This is a genomic window from Camelimonas sp. FR25 (assembly GCF_059740505.1).
Genome location: NZ_JCAWFG010000118.1, coordinates 45,274 through 68,427, shown reverse-complemented (window position 1 = coordinate 68,427; position 23,154 = coordinate 45,274). Strand labels below are relative to the sequence as shown.

The window sequence follows — 23,154 nt, the reverse complement described above, 5'->3', positions numbered from 1 at the left end:
GGAGATGCGCTATGACGCTGGAGAATGAAGTTCAGTCGCTGCGGCAGGTTCCGATGTTCCGCGACATTGATCCGGCCCGGCTGAAACTGCTGGCGTTCACCAGTGAGCGGGTGAACTTCTCCGCTGGACAGCGCTTCTTCACCCAGGGCGATGTTGGCGACGCCGCTTATGTCATTCTTGAGGGCGCAGCGGACGTGCTGCTGGAGACGCCGCATGGGCAGCTCAAGGTGGCGGAATTCGGGGCCAATGACCTGATCGGTGAGATGGCGGTGCTGGCCGAGACGCCGCGCAGCGCCACCATCGCCGCCGTTGGCGACGTCATCGCCTTGCGTATCGACAAGCGGGTGTTCATCGAATTGCTGGCGCAGTTCCCGCAAATGGCCATCGCCGTGATGCGCGAGATCGCCGCCCGCCTCGAACGCACCAACGCGCGCCTGGCGAGCAAGGCCGGATGACATCAGCCCGAAAAGTGGGAAGCACTTTTCGGATCAGCTGATGTCCAGAGGAGGCCCACATCAGCCCGAAAAGTGGGAGCCACTTTTCGTATCAGCAGATGCCCGGAGGCATGCCCGCATCCGCCTGAGCAGTGAGCCCCTTTTTCGGGCAGCCAGAGGGTCTGGCGCGGGCTCATTCAGGGTGCGGCGCGGCGATCGCCAGGACGGTTAAGCGTAAGCCGCGGCTCAGCGATCGTCGGCGCGTTCCATCCATTTGATCAGCGGCATGATCGGCAGCACCCATGCCAGACCGGCGATCAGGAAGAAGAAGAACTGCGCGGTTTTGCCGGCTTCCTGAATTCGGCCCTGGGCGATGACCATCACCGCCAGCGCATATACGATGACGAACGCGATCATCCCGAACGAACCGATGAATTTGCGGGTGCGGCGGGTCATGACGTCTCCGGGCGGATCACGGCGATAGGGGCGCGCGCCAGTCAGACGTAACGTCTGGTGGAGCGAATATGCGCGCCCGCCCCGGATTGCGGGGCGTGATCGCATCAACAAGCAACGGCTGATGCTCTAGTGCATTTCCGCCCCGGTGTGAATGCGCCTCCCGGCGGCGAACGCGACTGGCGATGTCGCCCCCCCACACAGCACCAATGCCTCGGCGCGCATGCCGCGCCGCAACAGGCCGGCCGGCGCCGCCAATCGGCCGCCGCCGCCCGGTTGCTCGCTGCAGGCGCGGCGCCTCGCGGGGTGCGGCGGTTGCCCGCCTTGGCGGCGGCGCAGGCGCGGCTTATGGGTGCGCGAGGCGATGCGACCGCCTGGCGCTGGCTGGGAAACGGAAGGTTGCGTCGCGTCCGGCAAAGGCAGCCCGCTCCGGCGTACGGATCGGGCCCCGGTGGAGCAGATGATGACGGCAACAGGTTATGACAGCGCGACGGCCTTGCAGGCCCCGGCGCCGGGACTGCGCGCGGTGCGCAACTGGCTGATTTTCGTCACCGGCCTGATCTTCATCATGGTGGTGGTGGGCGGCGCGACCCGGCTGACGGGCTCTGGGCTGTCGATCACCGAGTGGAAGCCGATCACCGGCGCCATTCCGCCGCTGTCCCATGCGGCATGGCTGGCGGAGTTCGATCTGTATCGCGCCACGCCCCAGTACAAATTGCTCAACGCCGGCATGTCGCTGGCCGATTTCCAGTTCATCTATCTGTGGGAGTGGGGGCACCGGCAGCTTGGCCGCTTCATTGGCCTCGCCTATGTGCTGCCGTTGCTGTGGTTCGCCGCCCGCCGCGTGGTCACCGGCAAATTGCTGGCGCTGCTGGCGCTGATCGGCGTGCTCGGCGGCCTGCAGGGCGCCATTGGCTGGATCATGGTGCATTCGGGCCTGCAGCCTGGCATGGTGGCGGTGGCCCCGGTCAAGCTGATGCTGCATCTGCTCGCCGCCTGTTTGCTGTTCGCCTGCGTCGTGGCGCTGATCGTCCGGCTGTCGCCGCGCCCCGAGCCGGTGTCGGCGGCGCGCGTGCGGGCCGTGGCCATCGCGCTGGTCGGCGCGACCTTCGTGCAGATCGCGCTGGGCGCGCTGGTCGCAGGCCTGCAGGCGGGCCTCACCTACAACACCTGGCCGCTGATGGACGGGCGACTGATCCCGGAGGCGGCGGCGCTGACCCCGCTCAGCCCGTGGTGGATGAATGTGCTGGCCACTGTGCCGATGGTGCAGTTCAACCATCGCCTGGGCGCCTATGTGCTGCTGGCGCTGGCGCTGTGGCACGCTTTTGACGTGCGCCGTCTCGCGGCCGCAGGGCTGGCCTCGGGAAGGGCGAAGCACCGGGCGATGGCGCTGGCCTTCGCCGTCGCCGCTCAGGGCGTGGTCGGCGTCGTCACGCTGTTGCTGGCCGTGCCGATCTGGGCGGGACTTCTGCACCAGGCCTGCGCGCTGGTGGTGCTGGCGGTGGCGGTGATCCATTGGCGGCGCCTGGCGCTGGCCAAAGGCTGAGCGGCTGAGCGAGGGGGGCTGCGTGCGCGGGCCATGCGCGCCGGATATCTCTGCATGCGCATGGCGGTCCGCCGCCCGGGCGCCGCCCAGGCGATGGCCGTCAGGACCAGCAGCGCGCAAAGACGTGTTGACGCAAATGTGAACGGGCTCAGCCTGGCCTCTGCGCGTCTGGGCGCCGTCGTCTGTCACTGCGGCGCAGGAGGCAGACGAACAGGCGGGGTTTGTTGCGCCGCCGTGCGTGTCTCGCCCGTTGCGGCGCAGCGCCCCTGGCGACCCCGCAAGTAATCGCCGCTGACTGTTGCGGAAATCTTCAGTAAATCTGATGGATGTGCTGTGCGTTGACGGGGTTATTTTCTTGGCTATCGTCTTCGCGATATGGTTGACGCAGATTTATTATTGATCAATAAATAGTTTATCATGAGTTATTGAAGGTCATATCTGGTCTTCGCGTGTATTGATACGCTGTCTTGTCGTGACATTTACGGCGGTAACAAATCGTAAACCAGTTTTCGTCTTAAACTCGATCCGTATTGGCGGGGAGACGCGTTATGGTGACGATAGTGATGCCTGCCCGATGGCAATGTGAGGTGACAGCCACCAGCGTGGTGGTTGTGACGGTGATGGGGAGCAGACGGGCCCGCGCCTTGTGCGTCGGCGCGCCACGCAAGCCAGCCCGCCGCTGGCGCAGCGCCCGGTTGCGCGCCTCCTGAGACGTCCCGGACGTGCGTGGTCGGCGGCGGGTCGACCGCCGGGCATGTCCGGTTAGCTATACGTACATGCCGCGACGTGTGGCGCTTCACACGTCGCTACGCCTCTGAGCCGCGCGGCGTCGGCTGGCAGGGTCCATGGCAAGGCGCGCTCCTGGCCACATGCATTGTTGCTGATCCGCCGCGTTCGGCGGATCTGGCGAGCGATGGGTGGCGCGCAGTTATGGCGCTGTTCAGGCTCTGCGACATGGTGACGAAAAAAGGCTGGCGCGAGGCCAGCCTTTGGTTTTCGTGGGCGATGCATGTGGAGAGCGCCAATAACGGCGCACCGCACCGCGCCGCCAGCAGGCGGTGGCGCAGCGCCGGTCGGTGCGTCAGCCCTGCAGGGCGGCGTCGAGGTCGGCGATCAGGTCAGCGGCGTCTTCGAGGCCAATCGACAGGCGCACCACGTCGGGACCAGCGCCCGCCGCCGTCTTCTGCTCATCGGTCAGCTGGCGGTGGGTGGTCGAGGCCGGGTGGATCACCAGCGAGCGGGTGTCGCCGATATTGGCGAGATGCGAGAACAGCTCAAGCCCGGACACCAGATTGACGCCGGCGTCATAGCCGCCCTTCAGGCCGAAGGTGAACACGGCGCCCTGGCCGCGCGGCAGATATTGCTGCGCCAGCGCGTGATAGGGATCGCTGGCGAGGCCTGGATAGCTGACCCATGACACGGCGGGATGGCTGGCCAGATGCTTGGCCACGGTCAGCGCGCTCTCCGACTGGCGCGCCATGCGCAACGGCAGCGTCTCGATGCCGGTGATGATCTGGAAGGCGTTGAACGGCGAGATCGCCGGACCGAGATCGCGCAGCGACAGCACGCGGGCGGCGATGGCGAAGCCGAAATTGCCGAAGGTCTCGGCGATGACGAGGCCGTTATACTCCGGACGCGGCTGCGACAGCATCGGATAGCGGGCGTCGCCGGCCCAGTTGAACGAGCCGCCGTCAACGATGACGCCGCCCATGGAATTACCATGGCCGCCGAGGAATTTGGTGGCCGAGTGCAGCACGATGTCCGCGCCATCCTTGATCGGCTGCCACAGATAAGGGGTGGCCAGGGTGTTGTCGACGATCAGCGGGATATTGTGCTTCTTGGCGATGGCCGAGATCGCCTTGACGTCGACGACCACGCCGCCCGGATTGGCGATCGATTCAATGAAGATCGCCTTGGTGCGCGGGGTGATGGCGCGGTCGAAGGACGACGGGTCCTCGGTGTCGGCCCACACCACGTTCCAGCCGAAGCTCTTGAACGAATTGTTGAACTGGTTGATCGAGCCGCCATACAGCTTGCGGGCGGCGACGAACTCGTCGCCAGGCTGCAGCAACACGTGGAAGGCCAGCAACTGCGCCGCGTGGCCGGAGGCGACGGCGAGGGCCGCCGTGCCGCCCTCGAGCGCCGCCACGCGCTCTTCGAGCACGGCGGTCGTCGGGTTGGTGATGCGGGTGTAGATGTTGCCGAAGGCCTGCAGGCCAAACAGCGAGGCCGCGTGATCGACGTCGTCGAACACGAAGGAGGCGGTCTGGTAAATCGGCGTGACGCGCGCGCCAGTGGTCGGATCCGGGCTGGCGCCGGCGTGGACGGCCAGAGTGTTAAAGCTCGGCGTACGTTCAGACATAACTACCCCCACAGGATGTATATTAGATTTAAACCCGTCAGATCATGTTTAAAAGCGCCTGGCGGCTGGCGTCAAATGACGAATAACGCCTGCCTGCATTTGTCTGCGGGAATTTCATTCTCCGCCGGCTTTGCGCAAAATTCTTCTGTTTTCAGCCCCTGCCGCGAAAGGATGGTCCCGCGCCCATCGGCCCCAGCGTCATGCGCTGCACCTTGCCACCGGCGTTGACCCGGCGCTTCGACGACAGCACCCGGGAATTGACGCCATTCCATGAAATTTCGCCAGACAGGCGACCGTATTCAATCTTCGGGCAGCGGTCCATGATCACCGTGCAGCCGCGCGCCTCGGCGCGGGCGGCGGCGGCGTCATTGCGCACCGTCAGCTGCATCCAGATGACCTTCGGCGGCGTCGCCAGCGCCAGCGCCTCGTCGACAATGCCGCCCGCCGCCGCAGCGTTGCGGAAAATGTCGATCATGTCGACCGGTTCGGGCAGATCGGCGAGCGAGGCCACCACCGGGCAGCCGGCGATCTCCGTGCCGGCCAGCGCCGGGTTGACGGCCCAGACCTTGTAGCCGCGCTTCGCCATGTAATTGGTGACAATCCAGCTCGGCCGCACATTGCTGCTGGAGGCGCCGACGATGGCGAGGGACTTCACCGAGGTGAGGATCGAACGGATCAGCTCATCCGGATAGGCGGCGTGCCGTTCGGCCACGGCGGCGAGGCTCGCGTCGTCCGTGGCGCTGGGGTCGCCGGACACAGGCTGCGACGTCAGGCAGGAGGTCGGGTCAGAGGTCAGATTCATGGCAGCGTGTTTCCCATGGCGGCTTCTTCCCCAAAGTGTCGCCGGCCCGCTGGCCGGGGCCTGTCTTGCCTGCACTGGCGCGCGGCGCCGCCAAAGCGGCAACCAAAAATGAACGCAGTGCGTCATACCATTTATAGTGACGGATGGAACAAGCGAGTTTGGCGGCCCGCCTTGCGCCCGGCGACCCATCCATGGCGGCGCAGGGTCAGGCCCCAAGGGCGCCCAACCGGCTGGCGCGCCAGTGGCTGCGGGCTGTCGCGGATTGTGCGGCGGGTGGGGCATATGGCTATTGGCGAGCGACATTGTGTGTGGATGTGAGCGAGGATGATGGTCGGGGATAATGGTCGGGAATAATGGTCACTGAGACGGCGCCGCGCTGGCGCTCCGGCGCCCGCCGCCAGATCAGGGCGGCGCGAGTGCTGTTTGGCCGGCGCTGGCGCTCCTTCCTGCGCGCCGACGAGCTGTCGCCGCTGCTCCTCGGGGCGCTGATCGGCGTCGCCGCTGGCGTCGGCGTGTTCTGCATCAACGAGCTGGCGCAATGGATGCACGAGGTGATCTTTGCCCTGCCGCGCGGTGAGCGGCTCAGCGCGCAACCGACGCTGGAGCCGTGGCGAGCGCTGCTCGGCCCGATGCTGGGCGGTCTGGTGGTTGGCCTGACCACGCTCGGCATCCGCGCCTGGCGCAAGCGCGAGGCGGTCGACCCGATCGAGGCCAACGCTCTGTATGGCGGCCGCATGTCGCTGACCGATTCCCTGCTGCTGACCGGCGGCACCATCCTGTCCTGCGGCTCCGGCGCCTCTGTCGGGCTGGAGGCTGGCTACACCCAGACCACCTCGGGCGTCGCCTCCTGGCTGGCGGGCGCGCTCAAGCTGCGCCGGGTTGATGTGCGCACGCTGGTGGGCTGCGGCGCCGCCGCCGCCATCGCCGCCGCCTTCAATGCGCCGCTGGCCGGGGCCTTTTATGCCTTCGAGCTGGTGCTGGCCGGCTATAGCGTCGCCACCCTCGCGCCGGTGATGGTGGCGGCGCTGGCCGCCAATATCGTGCATGAATTGCTCACCACCTCGCCGCATGCGCCGCTCGTCGGCTCGCTGGCCTTTGCTGGCGGCGATTACGCCGTGTTCGCGGCCATGGGCGCGGTGGCGGCGGGGCTCGGCATTGGCCTGATGAAGACCGCGACGGCCGTGGAATCCGGCTTTGTGCGCAGCAAGGCCCCGCGCTGGCTGCGCCCGGCGATCGGCGGCCTGCTGGTTGGGGTGCTGGCGCTGGGCTCGCCCGCCGTGCTCGGCGCGGGCCATGGCGGCATGGAGGTGTATTTCGCCTCCACCCATGGAATCGGCCTGTTGCTGCTTTTGCTGTTCGGCAAGATGCTGGCGGCGTCGATCTCGGTGGGGTCTGGCTTCCGTGGCGGCCTGTTCTTCACCTCGCTGTTCGCCGGCGTGCTGTTTGGCGGGCTGGTGGGCGAGAGCTATTTTGCGCTGGCGCCGCATCTGGCCAGCGACCGCATCGTCTATGTGCTGGTGGGCATGGCGGCGCTGGCGGCGGCGGTGATCGGCGCGCCGCTGACCATGACCTTCCTGGTGCTCGGCATGACCGGCGATCTGTCGATGACCACGGGCGTGCTGCTGTCAGTGATCGTGGCGACGGTGCTGGTGCGGCGCACCTTCGGCTATTCGTTCTCGACCTGGCGTCTGCATTTGCGCGGCGAGACCATCCGCAGCGCCGTCGACGTGGGCTGGGCCCGCGACCTCACCGTGGTCAAGCTGATGCGACGCGAGGCGCGCACGGCGGCGGAGACCATGACCATCGCCGCCTTTCGCAAGCGTTTCCCGATAGATTCCACCGGCCGGGTGTTCCTCACCGATGAGGCGGGCGCCTATGCGGGCGTGGTGTTTGTGCCGGAGGCGCACGCCACGGACTATGACGCCATCGCTGGCATCAGCCTGATTCGCGATCTGCGGCAGGCGCCGACGGCGTTCCTCACGCCGCGCCAGGACATCGCCAAGGTGCTGGAGGCGTTCGAGCGCGCCGAGGTCGAGACGCTGCCCGTGGTCGATGATCCCCTGTCGCGCAAGGTGCTGGGCTATGTCACGGAGGCTTACGCCCTGCGCCGTTACAGCCAGGAGCTGGAGCGCCGCCGGCGCGAATATAGTGGCGAGCGGTGAGGCGAGGTCGATGACAGGCGGGGGGCGGATATGGCGTTTGACCGGGAGCTTGAGGCGCTGCTGCGCGAGGCGCTGGACGGCGTGCCCTGGCTTGGCGAGAAACGCATGTTCGGCGGCCTCGCCTTCATGATCGAGGGCAATATGCTGTGCGCCGCCATCACGCCAGGGCTGATGATCCGCGTCGGCAAGGCGGCGGAGGCGGCGTTGCTGGCGCTGCCCGGCGTCGGGCCCATGGGCGCCAAGGGGCGCCGCATGGGCGGCTGGGTGCTGGCCGGCGAGGACGCCTGGCGCGACGACGCCACCCGCCAGCAGCTGCTGGCCACGGCGCTGGCGCATGTGATGGCCCTGCCGCCCAAGGCTGCTGATACGGCGTGAGGTGATGTGGGCCTGGGTGGCCACGCGGAGACGGGCGCGACGCCTGGGCGGTGTGAAGACGTGGATGGTCGGGTCAAGCCCGACCATGACGGGGTACAGGGTGGGGCGTCTCTTGCCGCGACTGGATCGGCCTGCGGGCATCAACGCCAGGACGCTGAAACGGCATGGTGCTGACGCGCCAGGACGCTGCAACACCAGCACACTGATGTCCTGCCTCAACCGGTAACCAATCCACGCCGTCATGCCCGTGCTTGTCACGGGCATCCACGTCTTGCGAGCCGATGAGTGAACGACAGCCGGCGACGGCGACCACATCGCCAATCCAGCCACGCCTCCGGCCAATCCCACCAGCGGCCTGGCCGCTCAGGCGTCGCGCCAGACAGGCTCGCGCTTCTCGACGAAGGCGCCGATGCCTTCTTCAGCGTCCCGGGCCATCAGGTTCTCCACCATGACGCGGGCGGCGTAGTCATAGGCGTCGGCGAGGCCCATTTCGAGTTGCTCATAGAAGGCCTGCTTGCCGGTGCGCAGGGTGAGGCGGGATTTTGCGGCGATGCGGGCGGCGAGGGCGCAGGCGCCTGCCAGCGCCTCGCCCTGGGGCGTCACCTTGTTGACGAGGCCCATGCGTTCGGCCGCCGCAGCATCCATCATCTCGCCAGTCAGCAGCATCTCCATGGCGTGCTTGCGCGAGACATTGCGCGACAGCGCCACCATGGGCGTGGAGCAGAACAGGCCGATATTGACCCCGGGGGTGGCGAAGCGCGCCTGTGCGCCCGCCACGGCGAGGTCGCAACTGGCCACCAGCTGGCAGCCCGCGGCGGTGGCCACGCCCTCGACGGCGGCGATCACCGGTATGGGCAGCGTGACGATGGACTGCATCATCGCCGCGCAGCGCGCCATCAGATCAGCGAAGTAACGCCGGCCGCCGTCGGCGTCGGCGCGATGGCGGGTGACTTCCTTGAGGTCGTGGCCGGCGCAAAAGGCGGGTCCGTGGGCCTCGATCACCAGCGCGCGGATGCTCTGGTCGATGGCGGCGGCGGTCAGCTCGGCCTGCAGCGCCGCAATCATCGCGTCAGACAGCGCATTGCGGCTCCCCGGCTGGTTCAGGGTGAGAATAGCGAAGCCGTCATGGTTGCTGCGCAGGACCGGGCGGTCGTGAATTGTCTGACTGGCGGCCTGCGGCGCATCCATGGCGATCCTCCCTGAAGCCAATTGCATCGCTGCGCCAGCCTGGCGCGGTATCCCTCAGGAGGGCACGGCGGCGCAGCAGCATTCCCTTAAACCATGCGTCCAGGGCCGTGCGAAGTGTTTCAGACCCGGCAGGCCAGCGCTGGCCTGCCGTGAGGCCGCCTGGCGCTGGCCCAGGTTCGCCACTGGCGCCGCCAGTTGCAGCCGCAGTGCGCCTGGGCCACAACGTCATGGCTGAATGGGAGGATAGCCTGAGATGACGGACAAAACCGCGCTTGCAGCCGCAATGACCTGCGCCGACCTGGAAGACACCTTGCGCAAGGAGTTTCCAGAGATGTGGAGCGGCGATGCGCGGCGCCAGATCGAGGCGGTCGGCTATCTGACCGCCAGGGTGCGCTCGGTCTATGATCCGTCGCAATTGCGCCCCGGCGGCACCATTTCTGGCCCAACGATGATGGGCCTCGCCGATCTGACGCTCTATGCCGCCATCATGGCCTCGATCGGCCCGGTGACGCTGGCGGTGACCACCAATCTATCGTTCAACTTCCTGCGCAAGCCCGCGCCCAAAGATCTGATCGCCGACTGCCGCCTGCTCAAGCTGGGCAAGCGCCTCGCCATCGGCGAGGTCTATCTCTACTCAGACGGCGAAGACGACATCGTCTGCCACGCCACCGGCACCTATTCGATTCCGCCACGCTGAAGGAAGGCCTCTGCGGCATGTCCTGTGTTCGCCGCGTTGCGGCCCCCTGACGTCCCACACACGCCGTCATGGTCGGGCTTGTCCCGACCATCCACGTCTTCTCCCAGGGCCACGCGCCGCAAGCGTTTGAAGGCGTGGATGCCCGTGACAAGCACGGGCATGACGGCGGGGAGCTATAGGCGCGACGCTAGAGGCGGCGTTGGCGATGGCCGTTGCGCCTGCTCCCTTCGGATGGCGAAGGCGACATCCTCTGCCACGCCACCGGCGCCTGTTCGCTTCCTCCCCGCTATGGGGATGCCTCTGCGGCATGTCCTGTGTTCGCCGCGTTGCGGCTCCCTGACGTTCCACACACGCCGTCATGGTCGGGCTTGACCCGACCATCCACGTCTTCCTCCGCGCTACACGTCCCAAGCGTTTTAAGACGTGGATGCCCGTGACAAGCACGGGCATGACGGCGGGGGGCTGTAGGGGCAGCCGAAGGGCGACGCCAGTGCCGGCATTGTGGGCAGTGTTTGCGCTTGGCAGGGGCGACGGGGACGCGTTTCGGAGCCGGCTCGGCAAGAAAAGTGCGGTATTATAATACCGTGCCACATAAATATCTGAGAATACGGGATATTTTCAATCAAACCGAATCGCTCCCCGCTTGACGCCTTGCGTGGCTGCGGTTACACGCTCCCTCAACCCGCGCTGGAGGCGAGGGCGGACGGGCAGCCGTTCGCAACCGCCTGCCGGCGCGTTCATCGTCAGGGGCCGCAAGGCTCCGCGAAAGTTGAGAAACGTTCCATGAAAACCTACTCGGCAAAGCCGGCCGACGTTGAAAAGAAGTGGGTGCTGATCGACGCCGAGGGTCTCGTCGTTGGTCGCCTTGCTTCGATCGTCGCCATGCGCCTGCGCGGCAAGCACAAGCCCACCTACACCCCCCACGTTGATTGCGGTGACAATGTCATCATCATCAACGCCGACAAGGTGGTGCTGACCGGTCGCAAGTACGAAAACAAGGTTTACTACCACCACACCGGACATCCGGGCGGCATCAAGTCCCGCACCGCCAAGTTCATCCTCGAAGGCCGCTTCCCGGAGCGCGTTGTCGAGAAGGCTGTTGAGCGCATGCTGCCCCGCGGCCCGCTGTTCCGCCAGATCCTCGGCAATCTGCGCGTCTATGGCGGCGCAGAGCATCCGCACGCCGCCCAGCAGCCTGAGGCCCTGGACGTCGCTGCTCTCAACACCAAGAACTCGAGGAGCGCCTGATCATGGCTGAGACCCTCCAGAGCCTCGCAGATCTTGGCCAGGCCAACGCTGCCGTCGCCAATGACGCTCCCGTGCATGTCCGCAAGGTCGACGCGCAGAACCGCGCTTACGCCACCGGCAAGCGCAAGGACGCCATCGCCCGCGTGTACATCAAGCCGGGTTCGGGCAACATCGTGATCAACGACCGTCCGGTTGAAGTGTACTTCGCCCGTCCGGTGCTGCGCATGATCCTCAACCAGCCGCTCGAGCTGACCAACCGCGTTGGCCAGTTTGACGTCACCGTCACCGTGACCGGCGGCGGTCTGTCTGGCCAGGCTGGCGCCGTGCGCCACGGCCTGTCGAAGGCCCTGACCTATTTCGAGCCGGAGCTGCGCTCCATCCTGAAGAAGGAAGGCTTCCTGACCCGCGACAGCCGCGTCGTCGAGCGTAAGAAGTACGGCCGCGCCAAGGCACGCCGCAGCTTCCAGTTCTCGAAGCGCTGATCGGGCGGCCGCTGCCCTTTCAGGGCGCATTGCACGTTTTTTGGAAAGGGCGGCCTCCGGGTCGCCCTTTTTGTTTGGCGAGGAGCAGGCGCACCGTCACGCGGTTCCGGCCCTCGTCTGTTATGGCTGGGACGCGCGCCGCCCCAACCATGACGGCGCTGCCCGGAGAGGGCAGGCGCCGCAGTTGGTTGTTGGATTTTCCGGCGGCTTGCAGTACCGCGTGCCAACGCATACATGCGCCGTCCCGATTTGCAGGAGTTCACCCATGAGCACAGAGGTCCGCAGCACCCCCGCCACCCAGGGCGCCGGCGCGCGTCGCGCCACCGTGTTCATCGATGGTGAAGCCGGCACCACCGGCCTCGGCATCCGCGAGCGGCTCGAAGCCATGCCGCAGATCACCCTGCGCAGCATTCCCCACGAATTGCGCAAGGACGTCGCCGCCAAGCGCCAGCTCTTGTCGGAAGTCGACGTGGTGATTCTGTGCCTGCCCGATGAGGCGGCGAAGGAAACCGTCGCCCTTGTGCAGGAGCTGGGCGCCCAGGGGCCGAAGGTGCTCGACGCCTCCACCGCCCATCGCGTCGCCGATGGCTGGGTCTATGGCTTCGCGGAACTGGCGCCTGGCCAGGCGGAGGCCATCGCCAACGCCCGCTTCGTCGCCAATCCTGGCTGCTACCCCACCGGCGGCATCGCCTTGCTGCGTCCGCTGGTCGAGGCGGGCTACATCGGCGCCGACACCCACATCTCCGTCAACGCTGTCAGCGGCTATTCTGGCGGGGGCAGGCAGATGATTGAGGCCTATGAGGCGGGCACGGCTCCGCATTTCGAGCTTTATGGCCTCAGCCTCGCCCACAAGCACCTGCCGGAGCTGCAGACCTATGGCAGGCTGGGACGGCGTCCGGTGTTCGTGCCCTCGGTGGGCAATTTCCGCCAGGGCATGCTGGTCTCCGTGCCGCTGCATCTCGATGACCTGCCTGGCAAGCCGACCGCCGCCGACCTGCACAAGGCGCTGGCCGACTGGTATCCGGCGGGCGGCGTGGTTGAGGTGATGGCGCTCGACGATCCGGCGGTGAAAGCCGGGCGGATTGAGCCGGAGGCGCTCAACGACAGCAATCGCCTGCAATTGTTCGTGTTCGCCAATGAGGCGGCGCGCCAGGCGGTGCTGGTCGCCCGCCTCGACAATCTCGGCAAGGGCGCCTCCGGGGCCGCCGTGCAGAATCTGCTGCTGATGACCGGCGTGTGACGCCATCCATCGCTCCGCGCCACGGCAATTTGTCGGGGCGCGGGACGGATAAGGCGATCACCAGCGGTTTCCGCCGTCGCAACCCTGGCGTAGTGTGGCCCTCATGCGCATTGAATTTCTTCGTCTGATCCGTCTGGCGCGACCGGCGCTGCTTGTCGCCGGGGCTGCGACGCTGGCCGCATGCTCGGCCCAGACCTCGCCGTTTCGCGGCGCGGCCAAGGCGGTCAATTTCGCCACCGACACGCCGCAGCCGGCGGCCTTCGTCGGCGCGACGCGGCGGGCCGAGGCCGATTACATCCGCATCGAGCGCGAACTGCCGGCCCGGCCGAGCCAGCCACGCACCGCCGAGCAGGTGAAGGCGCTCGAATCAAACATGGAGGCGACGCGCAGCCGCAACGCTGCGCAGGGCGCCGCCGCCCAGGCGGAAGGTCGCACGCCGCCGCCGACCCCGCCCAAGGCGCCGCCGCCCGAGCCGGCGGAATAATCGACGAGGCGCCGCCGACAGTGGCCGGATAATCACCATCCCGCCGCCGCCGGAACCTTCGCCATCGACGCGCGGCGCGCCCGTCGGAGGGCGTTGACCAGCGCCGAAAGGCGCAGATGCGCAAACTGGAAACCAGTTTCGCGCAAAGTGCGCCCCACGATGAATGTGTTGCGAATCTTGCTGGATTGCCGGCTGCGATTTGCTACACACGACAGCTTCCCGCATCCCTTTGTCGGCAGAACTCTCTGCGCAGGGCTGCGCGGAGAGGACCGACACCAGGGACCTGTACCAATGACCGATTTTCACCGCATCAAGCGCTTGCCGCCCTACGTCTTCGAACAGGTCAACAGGTCCAAGGCAGCAGCACGCGCGCGGGGCGCAGACATCATCGACCTCGGCATGGGCAATCCTGACCTGCCGACGCCGAAGCATGTGCTCGACAAATTGATCGAGACCGTCGGCAAGCCGCGCACCGACCGCTATTCCGCCTCCAAGGGCATTCCTGGCCTGCGCCGCGCCCAGGCCAATTATTACAAGCGCCGTTTTGGCGTGACGCTGAACCCGGAGACCCAGGTCGTGGCGACGCTGGGCTCGAAGGAAGGCTTCGCCAATATGGCCCAGGCCATCACCGCCCCGGGCGACGTGGTGCTGGTGCCCAACCCCAGCTATCCGATCCACGCCTTCGGCTTCCTGATGGCCGGCGGCGTCATCCGCTCGGTGCCCGCCGAGCCGACGCCGGCGTTCTTCCCGGCGCTGGAGCGGGCGGTGCAGCACTCGATCCCCAAGCCGATCGCCATTGTGGTCTGCTATCCGTCGAACCCGACCGCTTATGTGGCGTCGCTCGACTTCTACAAAGATCTGATCGCCTTCGCGAAGAAGCACGAGCTGATCGTGCTGTCAGATCTTGCCTATTCGGAAGTTTACTTCGACGACAACAACCCGCCGCCATCGGTGCTGGAAGTTGACGGCGCCATGGATGTGACCGTCGAGTTCACCTCGATGTCGAAGACCTTCTCGATGGCCGGCTGGCGCATGGGCTTCGCCGTGGGCAATGAGCGGCTGATCGCTGCTCTGGCTCGCGTCAAGTCTTACCTCGACTATGGCGCCTATACGCCGATCCAGGTGGCGGCGACCACGGCGCTCAACGGCCCGGACGATTGCATTCGCGAAATGCGCGACATCTACCGCAAGCGTCGCGACGTGCTGGTGGAATCTTTCGGTCGCGCTGGCTGGGAGATTCCCGTGCCGACCGCCTCGATGTTCGCCTGGGTGCCGATCCCGGAGCGGTATCGCGACATGGGCTCGCTGGAATTCTCCAAGCTGCTGGTCGAGCAGGCCTCAGTGGCCGTGGCGCCTGGCATCGGTTTTGGCGAGTATGGCGATGACCATGTGCGCATCGCCATCGTCGAGAACGAGCATCGCATCCGCCAGGCGTCGCGCAACATCCGCAAGTTCTTCGACGCCGACGCCGCCCGCCTGCACAATGGCGGCACGCTGCCGAAGCCGGAATAAGGCGGTCAGGGCGCCCCGTCGAGGCTGACGCATCGCGTTAAGCCTGGGGTGGCGCCTGCCGACTGTCAGGGGCTTCCGTGCCCATGAAGTGCCCGCGCAAGTCGCGGGCACTTTGCGTTGTGCGCACGCGAGACAGCCGGTTTGCGTTGTTGGGGCTTTGCGCTTTCCTGTCGACTTGCCTGCCTGCGCTCTGCCTCCGGCGTGGCGCCCGTCGTCTACTCCCTCGGCCGTCATGCCCGTGCTTGTCACGGGCATCCACGTCTTTGCGACGCTTTGCGCCCTTTCACCGCCGAAGACGTGGATGGTCGGGTCGAGCCCGACCATGACGGCGGAAGGTCGTGGGGGGCACGCAGTGGGCGTGGGCGGCGTGGCGGCGTGGCGGCGCGGCGAGGCAGGCGAAACGTCGCTGCGGTCGCAGTCAGGCGCAGGCCGCTACCGTCTGGCGCGTGGGGCGCATCGCCCGCTGCCCGCTGCCTGCGATCTGCGTCCAGCGTGCCGACCGCCGCGCGCTCCCTCAGCCGTCATGCCCGTGCTTGTCACGGGCATCCACGTCTTTGCGACGCTTTGCGCCCTTTCACCGCCAAAGACGTGGATGGTCGGGTCAAGCCCGACCATGACGGCGGAAAGGTCGTGGGGGGGCACGCAATGAGGGTGGGCGGCTTGGCGGGTGGCGGGTGGCGGCGTGGCGGGCGACGGCGTGGCGGGGGGCGTAGTGGCGGCGTGGCGTGGCGTGGCAGCGTGGCGGCGTGGCGTATTGGCGCTGGGAGGCCGTCTGGATTGCGCGGCGGGGGCGGTGCAACGATGCCGCGGTGGCAGTCCGCCGGGCGTCGCCAATGCCCGCGCGTGGGGCGCATCGCCGGTTGCGGCGCTGTGGGTCGGGGTGGTTCCTGTGTTTCACGCCAACTATTCACGCATTGTTACAAATTGTTTCGTAGTTGTGACGCCATTAACATTGCATTAGCCAAAGGTTCTATTTGTGCCGTGCAACATTTTGTCGCCGGCGCGTTGTCATGTAATTGCCTTTATGCAGATTAGAACTGGTCGCTGTTCCGTGAGGGAAAGATCGACGTCGGCGACGGCGGGTCTGGGGAGGGACCCCCAGACAGGATGCTCACGGGGCAGGTCGGCGCAGCCGGCGCGGGGCGAAAAAGCCAGCGTCAGCGGCGCGTCGACGCAGGCGACGGGTGCGGAGACGCACATGCGCGCTGCGGCGTTCATGGTTGAAGGTCCCAGACGGCGCGCCGTCAGGGATGTTTAGAGGAAAAGGTATTATGCAGGCTCAGGTTCGTACCATTGTCGCAGCTTCGGGCGAGCGACTCGTGGTGTTGCCGGAGGCGCAGTACGCCGCACTGGTCACCGCCGCCCAGCCCCAGATGGGGCAGGCCGCCGCCGTGAGCAGCAGCGCGCAGATGGGGCAGGCGGTGACGCCGGCGCAGATGATGGCGGGCATGCCCACCGCCAATACCCCGCGCACGCCGCGCAAGGCCCCCAAGGCCGTGGCCCGCGCTGCGGCGCCAGTTGCGACCGCTCCGGTCGCTGCGGCTCCGGCAGAGACGCCGCGCAAGTGCTCGCTGGAAGACGTGCTGCTGTTTGGCTAAGGCCAAGGGCGCGATCCTGAGCCGCATGCGCGCGTCGCGCCACGTCCGCGCTTCGTGGCCGTCGCCGCTAGCATGCAGGTAGAGCGGCGTGGCTGAGCAAGCCCAGCTGGCTCATGGACCTTCGTCGCGATTGTGCGTGGGCCGTTGCTGGACGCGGTTAAGGTGGTCTGGTTCGGGCATGCGCTGCGACGCCAGCCTTTCCCGACGGCGTCGGGCGACACGACATGATGAGCCGCCGGCCCCAGGCTGGCGGTTTTCTATTGGCGCGGCCTGCAGGCCAGGCAGCGGCGCTGCGGCTGCTGGCAAGCGTCGTCCCAGGCGCATCCCGATCCGCTGGACGCCGCGACGCTGTGGTCGTGAACAGCCCCTTTCCCGGCCGCACCCATCGCCCAGCTGGCGCGACCCGCCGATGCTGGCCACCCTGCCGCAGCCGCAATTCAGCCAGCGGACGGTTGACCGCTGATAACCTTGCCCGATTAGCCGTGCTGTCGATTGACAGGACGCGCGGGCGCATGCGATCCGCAGCACATGAAAACACCTCTCAGGATTGGCGTCGCTGGTCTCGGCACCGTCGGCGCGTCGTTGCTCAAGCTGCTGGCGCAAAGGCGCGCCGCGCTGACGCTTGTCTGCGGTCGCGCCATTGATGTGGTTGCGGTTTCGGCCCGCGACCGGACGCGCGATCGTGGCGTCGACGTCTCGGCTTGCCAGTGGTTCGACGATCCGGTGCAGATGGCCCGCGAAGCCGAACTCGATTGCGTGGTCGAACTGATCGGCGGCGCCGAAGGGGCCGCGCGGGCCACGGTAGAGGGGGCGCTGGCGCGTGGCCTGCACGTGGTCACCGCCAACAAGGCGTTGCTTGCCGCCCATGGCATGGCGCTGGCCGTTGATGCGGAGCGCGCTGGCGCGGCGCTGGCGTTCGAGGCGGCGGTGGCTGGCGGCATTCCGGTGATCAAGACCGTGCGCGAGTCGCTGGTCGGCAATGAGATCACCCAGATCGCCGGCATCCTGAACGGCACCTGCAATTACATCCTCAGCAACATGGAGCAGGAGAACCTCTCCTTCGACAAGTGCCTTGCCGAGGCGCAGAAGCTTGGCTACGCCGAGGCTGATCCCAGCTTCGACGTCGACGGCTATGACACCGCCCACAAGCTGGCGCTGCTGGCTGGCCTCGCCTTTGGCGGCCGGGTCGACGCCTCCGCCGTCAAGGTCGAGGGCATCCGCTCGATCAAGCAGATCGATATCCGCATGGCCAACCGGCTGGGCTATCGCATCAAGCTTCTGGGCGTCGCCGTGCGCACCGCCGATGGCGTCGAGCAGCGCGTCTGCCCGACCATGGTCGAGAAGACCTCGCCGCTGGCCCGCGTGATGGGCGTCACCAATGCGGTGAACATTGACGCCAGCGCCGTGGGTGAATTGACGCTGGTCGGCCCAGGCGCCGGCGGCGACGCCACGGCGTCTTCGGTCATCGCTGACATCGTCGACATCGCCCAGGCTGGCAGCCGTGGCCCGGTGTTCGCCGCGCCAGCCGGTGAATTGCAGCAGATGGAGCGGGCGCCGCTGAAGGACCATCCCGGCGGCTATTACGTGCGCGTCAATCTGCTCGACAAGCCTGGCGCCGCCGCATCGGTGGTGACGCGCATGGCCGAGGCGGGAATCTCGCTGGAATCCATCGTGCAGCGCCGTTCGCCCAAGGCGGCGGAGCGTGACCCAACCGGTCGCTCTGGCGCCAAGGTGCCCGTCATCCTCATTACCTATGACACCACCGAAGAGGCGGTGCGCGGCGCGCTGCAAAAGGCCATCGCCGATGGATATGTCGGCTCGTCGCCGCAGGTGATCCGCATCGAGCGCAACTGAGGCAAGACCGGCCCGGCGCGCAGCCGGCCGGGGTCACATTGGCTTGTTCTGCTGATGCAACAGTGAAAAACTGAAAAATCAGCGGAAAACTGCCTGCGGGCAGCGCCACATCGCCGCCATGGACGCAGTCTCACCACAGTTTGGGAGCGCGTCCTGGTCAGCAATTCAGCTGCGTCCGCCGGGGGCAAGCCGCCCTGCCGGCTGGCGCGCACATTAGGGGCCGTTACACCATGACCGACATCACCGTTCCGCAGGGCAAACTGATTGAGCGCATCCTGAGCATGGAGCTGGTGCGTGTGACCGAGCGCGCCGCTGTCGCCGCCGCCCGCCTGCGTGGCCACGGCAATGAGAAGGCCGCTGACCAGGCCGCCGTGGACGCCATGCGTCGCGAGCTCAATCGCCTGCCGATCGACGGCACCGTGGTGATCGGCGAGGGCGAGCGCGACGAAGCGCCGATGCTGTTCATCGGCGAAAAGGTCGGCAACACCTCGGGCCCCAAGGTCGACATCGCCGTGGACCCGCTGGAAGGCACCACTCTGTGCGCCAAGGACATGCCTGGCTCGATCGCCGTGATGGCCATGGCCGAAGGCGGCACCCTGCTGGCCGCGCCTGACGTCTACATGCAGAAGATCGCCGTGGGTCCGGGCTATCCGAAGGGCGTCGTGCACATCGACGCCAGCCCCGAGGATAACATCCGCAATCTGGCCAAGGCCAAGGGCGTTCAGCCGTCTGACATCACCGCCCTCGTGCTTGACCGTCCGCGTCACGCCGATCTGATCGCCGCCATCCGCAGCGTCGGCGCCGCCGTGCGTCTGATCTCCGACGGCGACGTCGCCGGCATCATCTACACCGCCAACCCGGAAGAGACCGGCATCGACATCTACATGGGCATTGGCGCGGCGCCCGAAGGCGTGCTGGCGGCTGGCGCCCTGCGCTGCATCGGCGGCCAGATGCAGGGCCGTCTGATCCTCGACACCGAGGAGAAGCGTGAGCGCGCCCGCGGCATGGGCGTCACCGACCCGGACCGCATCTATGAGATGGAAGATCTGGCGTCGGGCGACGTCATCGTCGCCGCCACCGGCGTCACCGACGGCGCGCTGCTCAAGGGCGTCAAGTTCGGCAAGGACGTGATCGAGACCGAGACCATCGTCTACCGTTCGGTCACCGGCACCGTGCGCCGCATCACCGGCGAGCACCGCGACCTCAGCAAGTTCCAGCTGGAAGCCTGATTAACCGACAGTGATGTCGCGATGACAGGGGCGCTTCGGCGCCCCTTTTTTGTTGCGCCGGACGTGGCGGCCATGCGGGACAGCGGCGCGAGGTCAGCTGGCCCGCGCTTGCTGCCGGCGCGGCGCAACAAGTCCAGTATAGTCGCCAGCCCAGATGCCTGCGCCTGCGCGGCGCAACCGGAGAGCACCCATGAGCACCGTTCCCGACATTGTCACCCGGCCCGCCGCCGCCACTGATGAAACCGCCTGGCGGCTGCTTTGGCAGGGGTATCTCGAGTTCTACGAGACCTCACTTGCCCACGACATCACCGACCTTGTCTGGAAGCGCCTGCTCGACCCCGCCGAGCCGATGCATTGTATCGTCGCCGAACGCGACGGCGCCGTCGTCGGCATCGTCAATCTGGTGTTCCACCGCGCCACCTGAACGAAGACCAGCTATTGCTATCTGGAAGACCTGTTCGCCGATGTTGCGGCGCGTGGACAGGGCGTCGGGCGGGCGCTGATTGAAGCCGTCTACGCCGCCGCCCGCGCCGAGGGCGCGACGCGGGTCTATTGGCTCACGCACGAAAGCAACGCCACCGCCCGCCGCCTGTATGATTCCATCGCCGATAACGCCGGCTTTATCCAGTATCGCAAGGCGGTGTGAGACCGATTGGGGGCGACGAGGCGCGCCATTGACCCGCGCTGACCACCCCGCGCCACTCACCCCGCACCATCAACCCGCGCCCCACCCGCGCTTGCCCCAGGCCGTCATGCCCGTGCTTGACACGGGCATCCACGTCTTACCGTCGGGCGATCGAGCCGCCGGGACGCCGCTTTTCCGCTTTCGCCGACAGGATGATGTGGGCGCGGTGTGCCGGGACCAACCGTCAAGACGTGGATGGTCGGGTCAAGCCCGACCATGACGGGGTGGAGGACAGGGATGTGGGCGGAGGCGCGAGTGAGGCGGGTTTGCCGCGAGGCGCCGACGCGCGTTCTTCCACGCGGCTTTCCACGCGACCTTCCTGCCATCCACCCCGCGCCCTTCCTCACGACCGTCCACGCCGCCCACCCCGCGCCGTCATGCCCGTGCTTGACACGGGCATCCACGACTTGCCGTCGGGACGATCGTGCCGCCGGGATGCCGCCTCCGGGTTTTTGCCGACAGGATGATGCCGGCGCTGCGCCCCGGGACCAGCCGCCAGGACGTGGATGGTCGGGTCAAGCCCGACCATGACGGCGGTGGTGGGCGGGAGGGCTTGCCAAACCATGTCGCATTGCGTGCAAACTTCCCTATGTTTGACGGCTAGGGCATATGGGCTAGAGCGCGGCGATAGCGCCCGGCGGCGACGCCAGGGCTGGCGAAATGGCTGGCGCAAGGGAAAACGGGCGGATGATGTTGGGGGCGATGGCGGCGGCGGATGACGGTAAGGGCGCGGGGTTGACGGGCCAGGGGACGCCTGACCAGGAGACGCCTGACCAGGCGATGCTCGGCCAGGTGATTCCCGGCCAGACGATTCCCGGCCATACACCGCTTGGCCAGGCGCCGCTTGGCCAGGCGCCGCTTGGCCAGGTGATGCTTGGCGTGGAGCGCTCCGCCCTGGGGCGAATCTGGCGCAGCCGCTGCACGGCGCAGGCCGAGGCCCAGGCGCTGGCGTTGGCCCAGGCGCATGGTCTCGCTGATCAGCTGGCGCGGGTGCTGGCAGGGCGTAACGTCGGGCTGGAGGCAGCCCCTGGCTTCCTTGAGCCAAAACTGCGCGACCTGATGCCCGATCCGCTGGTGCTGCGCGACATGGACGTCGCCGCCGAACGCATCGCCCGCGCCATCCGGCGTCGTGAGCGCGTCGCCATCTTCGGTGACTATGACGTGGACGGCGCCACCTCATCGGCGCTGCTGGGCGAATTCCTGCAGCACTGCGGCGTGCCCTATGCGGTTCATATTCCCGACCGCATCACCGAAGGCTATGGCCCCAACAGCCAGGCCATTGAGGCGCTGCGGCGCGAGGGCGCCAGCCTGCTGGTCACCGTCGATTGCGGCACGGCCAGCCATGAGGCGTTTGAGACGGCGCGCCGCGTCGGCTTTGACGTGGTGGTGCTCGATCACCACCAGGCGCCGGAGCAGCAGCCGCACGCCCTCGCCCTGGTTAATCCCAACCGTCAGGACGATCTCTCCGGTCTCGGCTATCTGTGCGCCGCAGGCGTGGTGTTTCTCACGCTGGTGGCGGTCAACCGTCTGCTGCGCGAGGAGGGGTTCTTCGCGGGCAAGCAGCCGCCGGATCTGATGGCCGGGCTCGATCTGGTGGCGCTGGGCACGGTCGCCGATGTGGCCCCGCTGATCGGTCTCAACCGGGCCTTCGTGCGCCAGGGGCTGGTGGTGATGCGCCAGCGTCGCCGTCCAGGCCTGACGGCGCTGCTCGATGTCGCCAATCTCAAGGGGCCGCCTGAGGCCTGGCATATGGGCTTCCTCGTCGGGCCGCGTATCAATGCCGGAGGACGCATCGGCGACGCCGCGCTTGGGGCGCGGCTGCTGCTGACCGCCGACGCCGCCGAAGCGACGCGCATCGCCATGGAGCTGGATGAGCTGAACCGCCAGCGCCAGGCCATCGAGCAGCTGGCGGTCGATGAGGCGGCGATGACGGCGGAGGCGCAGATCGTCGCCAACCCGTCGCTGGGCGCCATCGCGTTAGGATCAGCGGACTGGCACCCGGGCGTCGTCGGGCTGATCGCCTCGCGGCTGAAGGAACGCTTTGCGCGTCCGGCCTTCGCCTTCGCCATCCGTGAGGATGGCGTGGCGACCGGCTCGGGCCGGTCCGTGCCGGGCGTTGACCTCGGGCGGCTGGTGCGCCGGGCGGTCGACGCCGGGGTGGCGATCAAGGGCGGCGGTCACGCCATGGCGGCGGGCGTCACGCTCGCGGCCGGGCAGATCGACGCCTTCGCGGCGTTTTTGGAGCTTGGCCTCGCGGATCAGCATGTCGGCGCCCATGCGGCCGAACTGCTGCTCGATGGGGCGATGTCGGCTGCGGCGGTGCAGCCGGAGCTCGTCGCCATGCTGGAGCGGGCCGGACCCTATGGGGCCGGCAATCCCGAACCGACCTTCGCCCTGCCGCGCCTGCGACTGCTCGACGTGCAGCCCGTCGGCGCGGCGCATTTGCGCTATCGCTTCAAGGCAGGCGACGGCGCGCAGATCGGCGGCGTGGCCTTCCGCGCCCTGGGTCAGCCGCTCGGCGACGCCCTGCAGGCCCATATCGGCCAGCAGGTGCACGCCGCCGGCACGCTGACCATCAATAGCTGGGGCGGTCGCGACAAGGCTGAGCTGCGGCTGCTTGATTTGGCCGCGACGCGAGAGGGGTGAGTTCGCCGGGGTGGTTGGCGCGGCGGGGGTGACGCAGGTTTCGCGTGGTCCTGGTGGCGCGGCGTCTGGAAGCTTCGGAAGACGTGGATGGTCGGGTCAAGCCCGACCATGACGGCGGGGGGCGGGTGGCGGGGGGCGGGATGGTGGGGGCCGTTGC

Annotated in this window: 18 protein-coding genes and 1 pseudogene; 15 read left to right on the top strand and 4 right to left on the bottom strand. The window is 67.3% G+C overall.

Annotated elements, in window-relative coordinates:
- Positions 1 to 11: 11 nt before the first annotated feature.
- On the top strand, positions 12 to 455 hold the full coding sequence (locus AC6A67_RS17330) for a Crp/Fnr family transcriptional regulator (RefSeq protein WP_498037808.1): 444 nt from the start codon (positions 12 to 14) through the stop codon (positions 453 to 455).
- A 225-nt stretch (positions 456 to 680) separates the two neighbouring features.
- Here AC6A67_RS17330 and AC6A67_RS17325 read toward each other — a convergent pair whose 3' ends face one another.
- Positions 681 to 890: a DUF2842 domain-containing protein gene (locus AC6A67_RS17325; RefSeq protein WP_498037807.1), complete on the bottom strand. Its 210-nt coding sequence runs from the start codon at positions 888 to 890 to the stop codon at positions 681 to 683.
- Between the two features lie 460 nt (positions 891 to 1,350).
- On the opposite strand from AC6A67_RS17325, the gene AC6A67_RS17320 reads away from it, so the two are divergent.
- Positions 1,351 to 2,433 carry a COX15/CtaA family protein gene (locus tag AC6A67_RS17320; RefSeq protein ID WP_498037806.1) on the top strand — a complete coding sequence of 361 codons (1,083 nt, stop codon included), beginning with the start codon at positions 1,351 to 1,353 and terminating at the stop codon, positions 2,431 to 2,433.
- Between the two features lie 1,081 nt (positions 2,434 to 3,514).
- Here the strand turns inward: AC6A67_RS17320 and AC6A67_RS17315 are convergent.
- Positions 3,515 to 4,795, bottom strand: a complete 1,281-nt coding sequence (locus AC6A67_RS17315) for an O-acetylhomoserine aminocarboxypropyltransferase (RefSeq protein ID WP_498037805.1) — start codon at positions 4,793 to 4,795, stop codon at positions 3,515 to 3,517.
- A gap of 151 nt (positions 4,796 to 4,946) precedes the next feature.
- Positions 4,947 to 5,597 carry a CoA-binding protein gene (locus AC6A67_RS17310; protein ID WP_498037804.1) on the bottom strand — a complete coding sequence of 217 codons (651 nt, stop codon included), beginning with the start codon at positions 5,595 to 5,597 and terminating at the stop codon, positions 4,947 to 4,949.
- A 353-nt stretch (positions 5,598 to 5,950) separates the two neighbouring features.
- Between AC6A67_RS17310 and AC6A67_RS17305 the strand changes: the two genes are divergently transcribed.
- Positions 5,951 to 7,759, top strand: coding sequence for a chloride channel protein (locus AC6A67_RS17305; RefSeq protein ID WP_498037803.1), 1,809 nt, complete (start codon positions 5,951 to 5,953; stop codon positions 7,757 to 7,759).
- A 30-nt stretch (positions 7,760 to 7,789) separates the two neighbouring features.
- Positions 7,790 to 8,134, top strand: a complete 345-nt coding sequence (locus tag AC6A67_RS17300) for a TfoX/Sxy family protein (protein ID WP_498037802.1) — start codon at positions 7,790 to 7,792, stop codon at positions 8,132 to 8,134.
- Positions 8,135 to 8,497: 363 nt separating this feature from the next.
- Here the strand turns inward: AC6A67_RS17300 and AC6A67_RS17295 are convergent, their stop codons facing one another.
- The gene (locus AC6A67_RS17295) at positions 8,498 to 9,322 is read right to left on the bottom strand and encodes an enoyl-CoA hydratase (RefSeq protein WP_498037801.1); all 825 of its coding nucleotides are present in this window, start codon (positions 9,320 to 9,322) and stop codon (positions 8,498 to 8,500) included.
- A gap of 253 nt (positions 9,323 to 9,575) precedes the next feature.
- On the opposite strand from AC6A67_RS17295, the gene AC6A67_RS17290 reads away from it, so the two are divergent.
- The 11 genes and pseudogenes from AC6A67_RS17290 (at position 9,576) to recJ (ending at position 22,997) form a co-directional block, all read left to right on the top strand.
- Positions 9,576 to 10,019, top strand: a complete 444-nt coding sequence (locus AC6A67_RS17290; protein WP_498037800.1) for a PaaI family thioesterase — start codon at positions 9,576 to 9,578, stop codon at positions 10,017 to 10,019.
- Between the two features lie 783 nt (positions 10,020 to 10,802).
- Complete coding sequence (rplM, locus tag AC6A67_RS17285) at positions 10,803 to 11,267, top strand: 50S ribosomal protein L13 (protein ID WP_498037799.1); 465 nt, start codon at positions 10,803 to 10,805, stop codon at positions 11,265 to 11,267.
- Between the two features lie 2 nt (positions 11,268 to 11,269).
- Positions 11,270 to 11,749 carry a 30S ribosomal protein S9 gene (gene rpsI, locus AC6A67_RS17280; protein WP_498037798.1) on the top strand — a complete coding sequence of 160 codons (480 nt, stop codon included), beginning with the start codon at positions 11,270 to 11,272 and terminating at the stop codon, positions 11,747 to 11,749.
- Positions 11,750 to 12,014: 265 nt separating this feature from the next.
- Positions 12,015 to 12,989, top strand: coding sequence for an N-acetyl-gamma-glutamyl-phosphate reductase (gene argC / locus AC6A67_RS17275; protein ID WP_498037797.1), 975 nt, complete (start codon positions 12,015 to 12,017; stop codon positions 12,987 to 12,989).
- 103 nt (positions 12,990 to 13,092) lie between these two features.
- Positions 13,093 to 13,473, top strand: coding sequence for a hypothetical protein (locus tag AC6A67_RS17270; RefSeq protein WP_498037796.1), 381 nt, complete (start codon positions 13,093 to 13,095; stop codon positions 13,471 to 13,473).
- 291 nt (positions 13,474 to 13,764) lie between these two features.
- Complete coding sequence (locus AC6A67_RS17265; RefSeq protein WP_498037795.1) at positions 13,765 to 14,985, top strand: LL-diaminopimelate aminotransferase; 1,221 nt, start codon at positions 13,765 to 13,767, stop codon at positions 14,983 to 14,985.
- A gap of 1,271 nt (positions 14,986 to 16,256) precedes the next feature.
- Complete coding sequence (locus AC6A67_RS17260; protein ID WP_498037794.1) at positions 16,257 to 16,583, top strand: hypothetical protein; 327 nt, start codon at positions 16,257 to 16,259, stop codon at positions 16,581 to 16,583.
- A 528-nt stretch (positions 16,584 to 17,111) separates the two neighbouring features.
- Complete coding sequence (locus AC6A67_RS17255; protein WP_498037793.1) at positions 17,112 to 18,437, top strand: homoserine dehydrogenase; 1,326 nt, start codon at positions 17,112 to 17,114, stop codon at positions 18,435 to 18,437.
- Positions 18,438 to 18,667: 230 nt separating this feature from the next.
- A complete protein-coding gene (gene glpX, locus AC6A67_RS17250; RefSeq protein ID WP_498037792.1) occupies positions 18,668 to 19,666 on the top strand; it encodes a class II fructose-bisphosphatase in 999 nt (332 codons plus the stop codon).
- Positions 19,667 to 19,856: 190 nt separating this feature from the next.
- Positions 19,857 to 20,312 (top strand): annotated as a pseudogene (locus AC6A67_RS17245) (GNAT family N-acetyltransferase).
- 909 nt (positions 20,313 to 21,221) lie between these two features.
- A complete protein-coding gene (recJ, locus tag AC6A67_RS17240) occupies positions 21,222 to 22,997 on the top strand; it encodes a single-stranded-DNA-specific exonuclease RecJ (RefSeq protein WP_498037831.1) in 1,776 nt (591 codons plus the stop codon).
- Positions 22,998 to 23,154 lie beyond the last annotated feature (157 nt).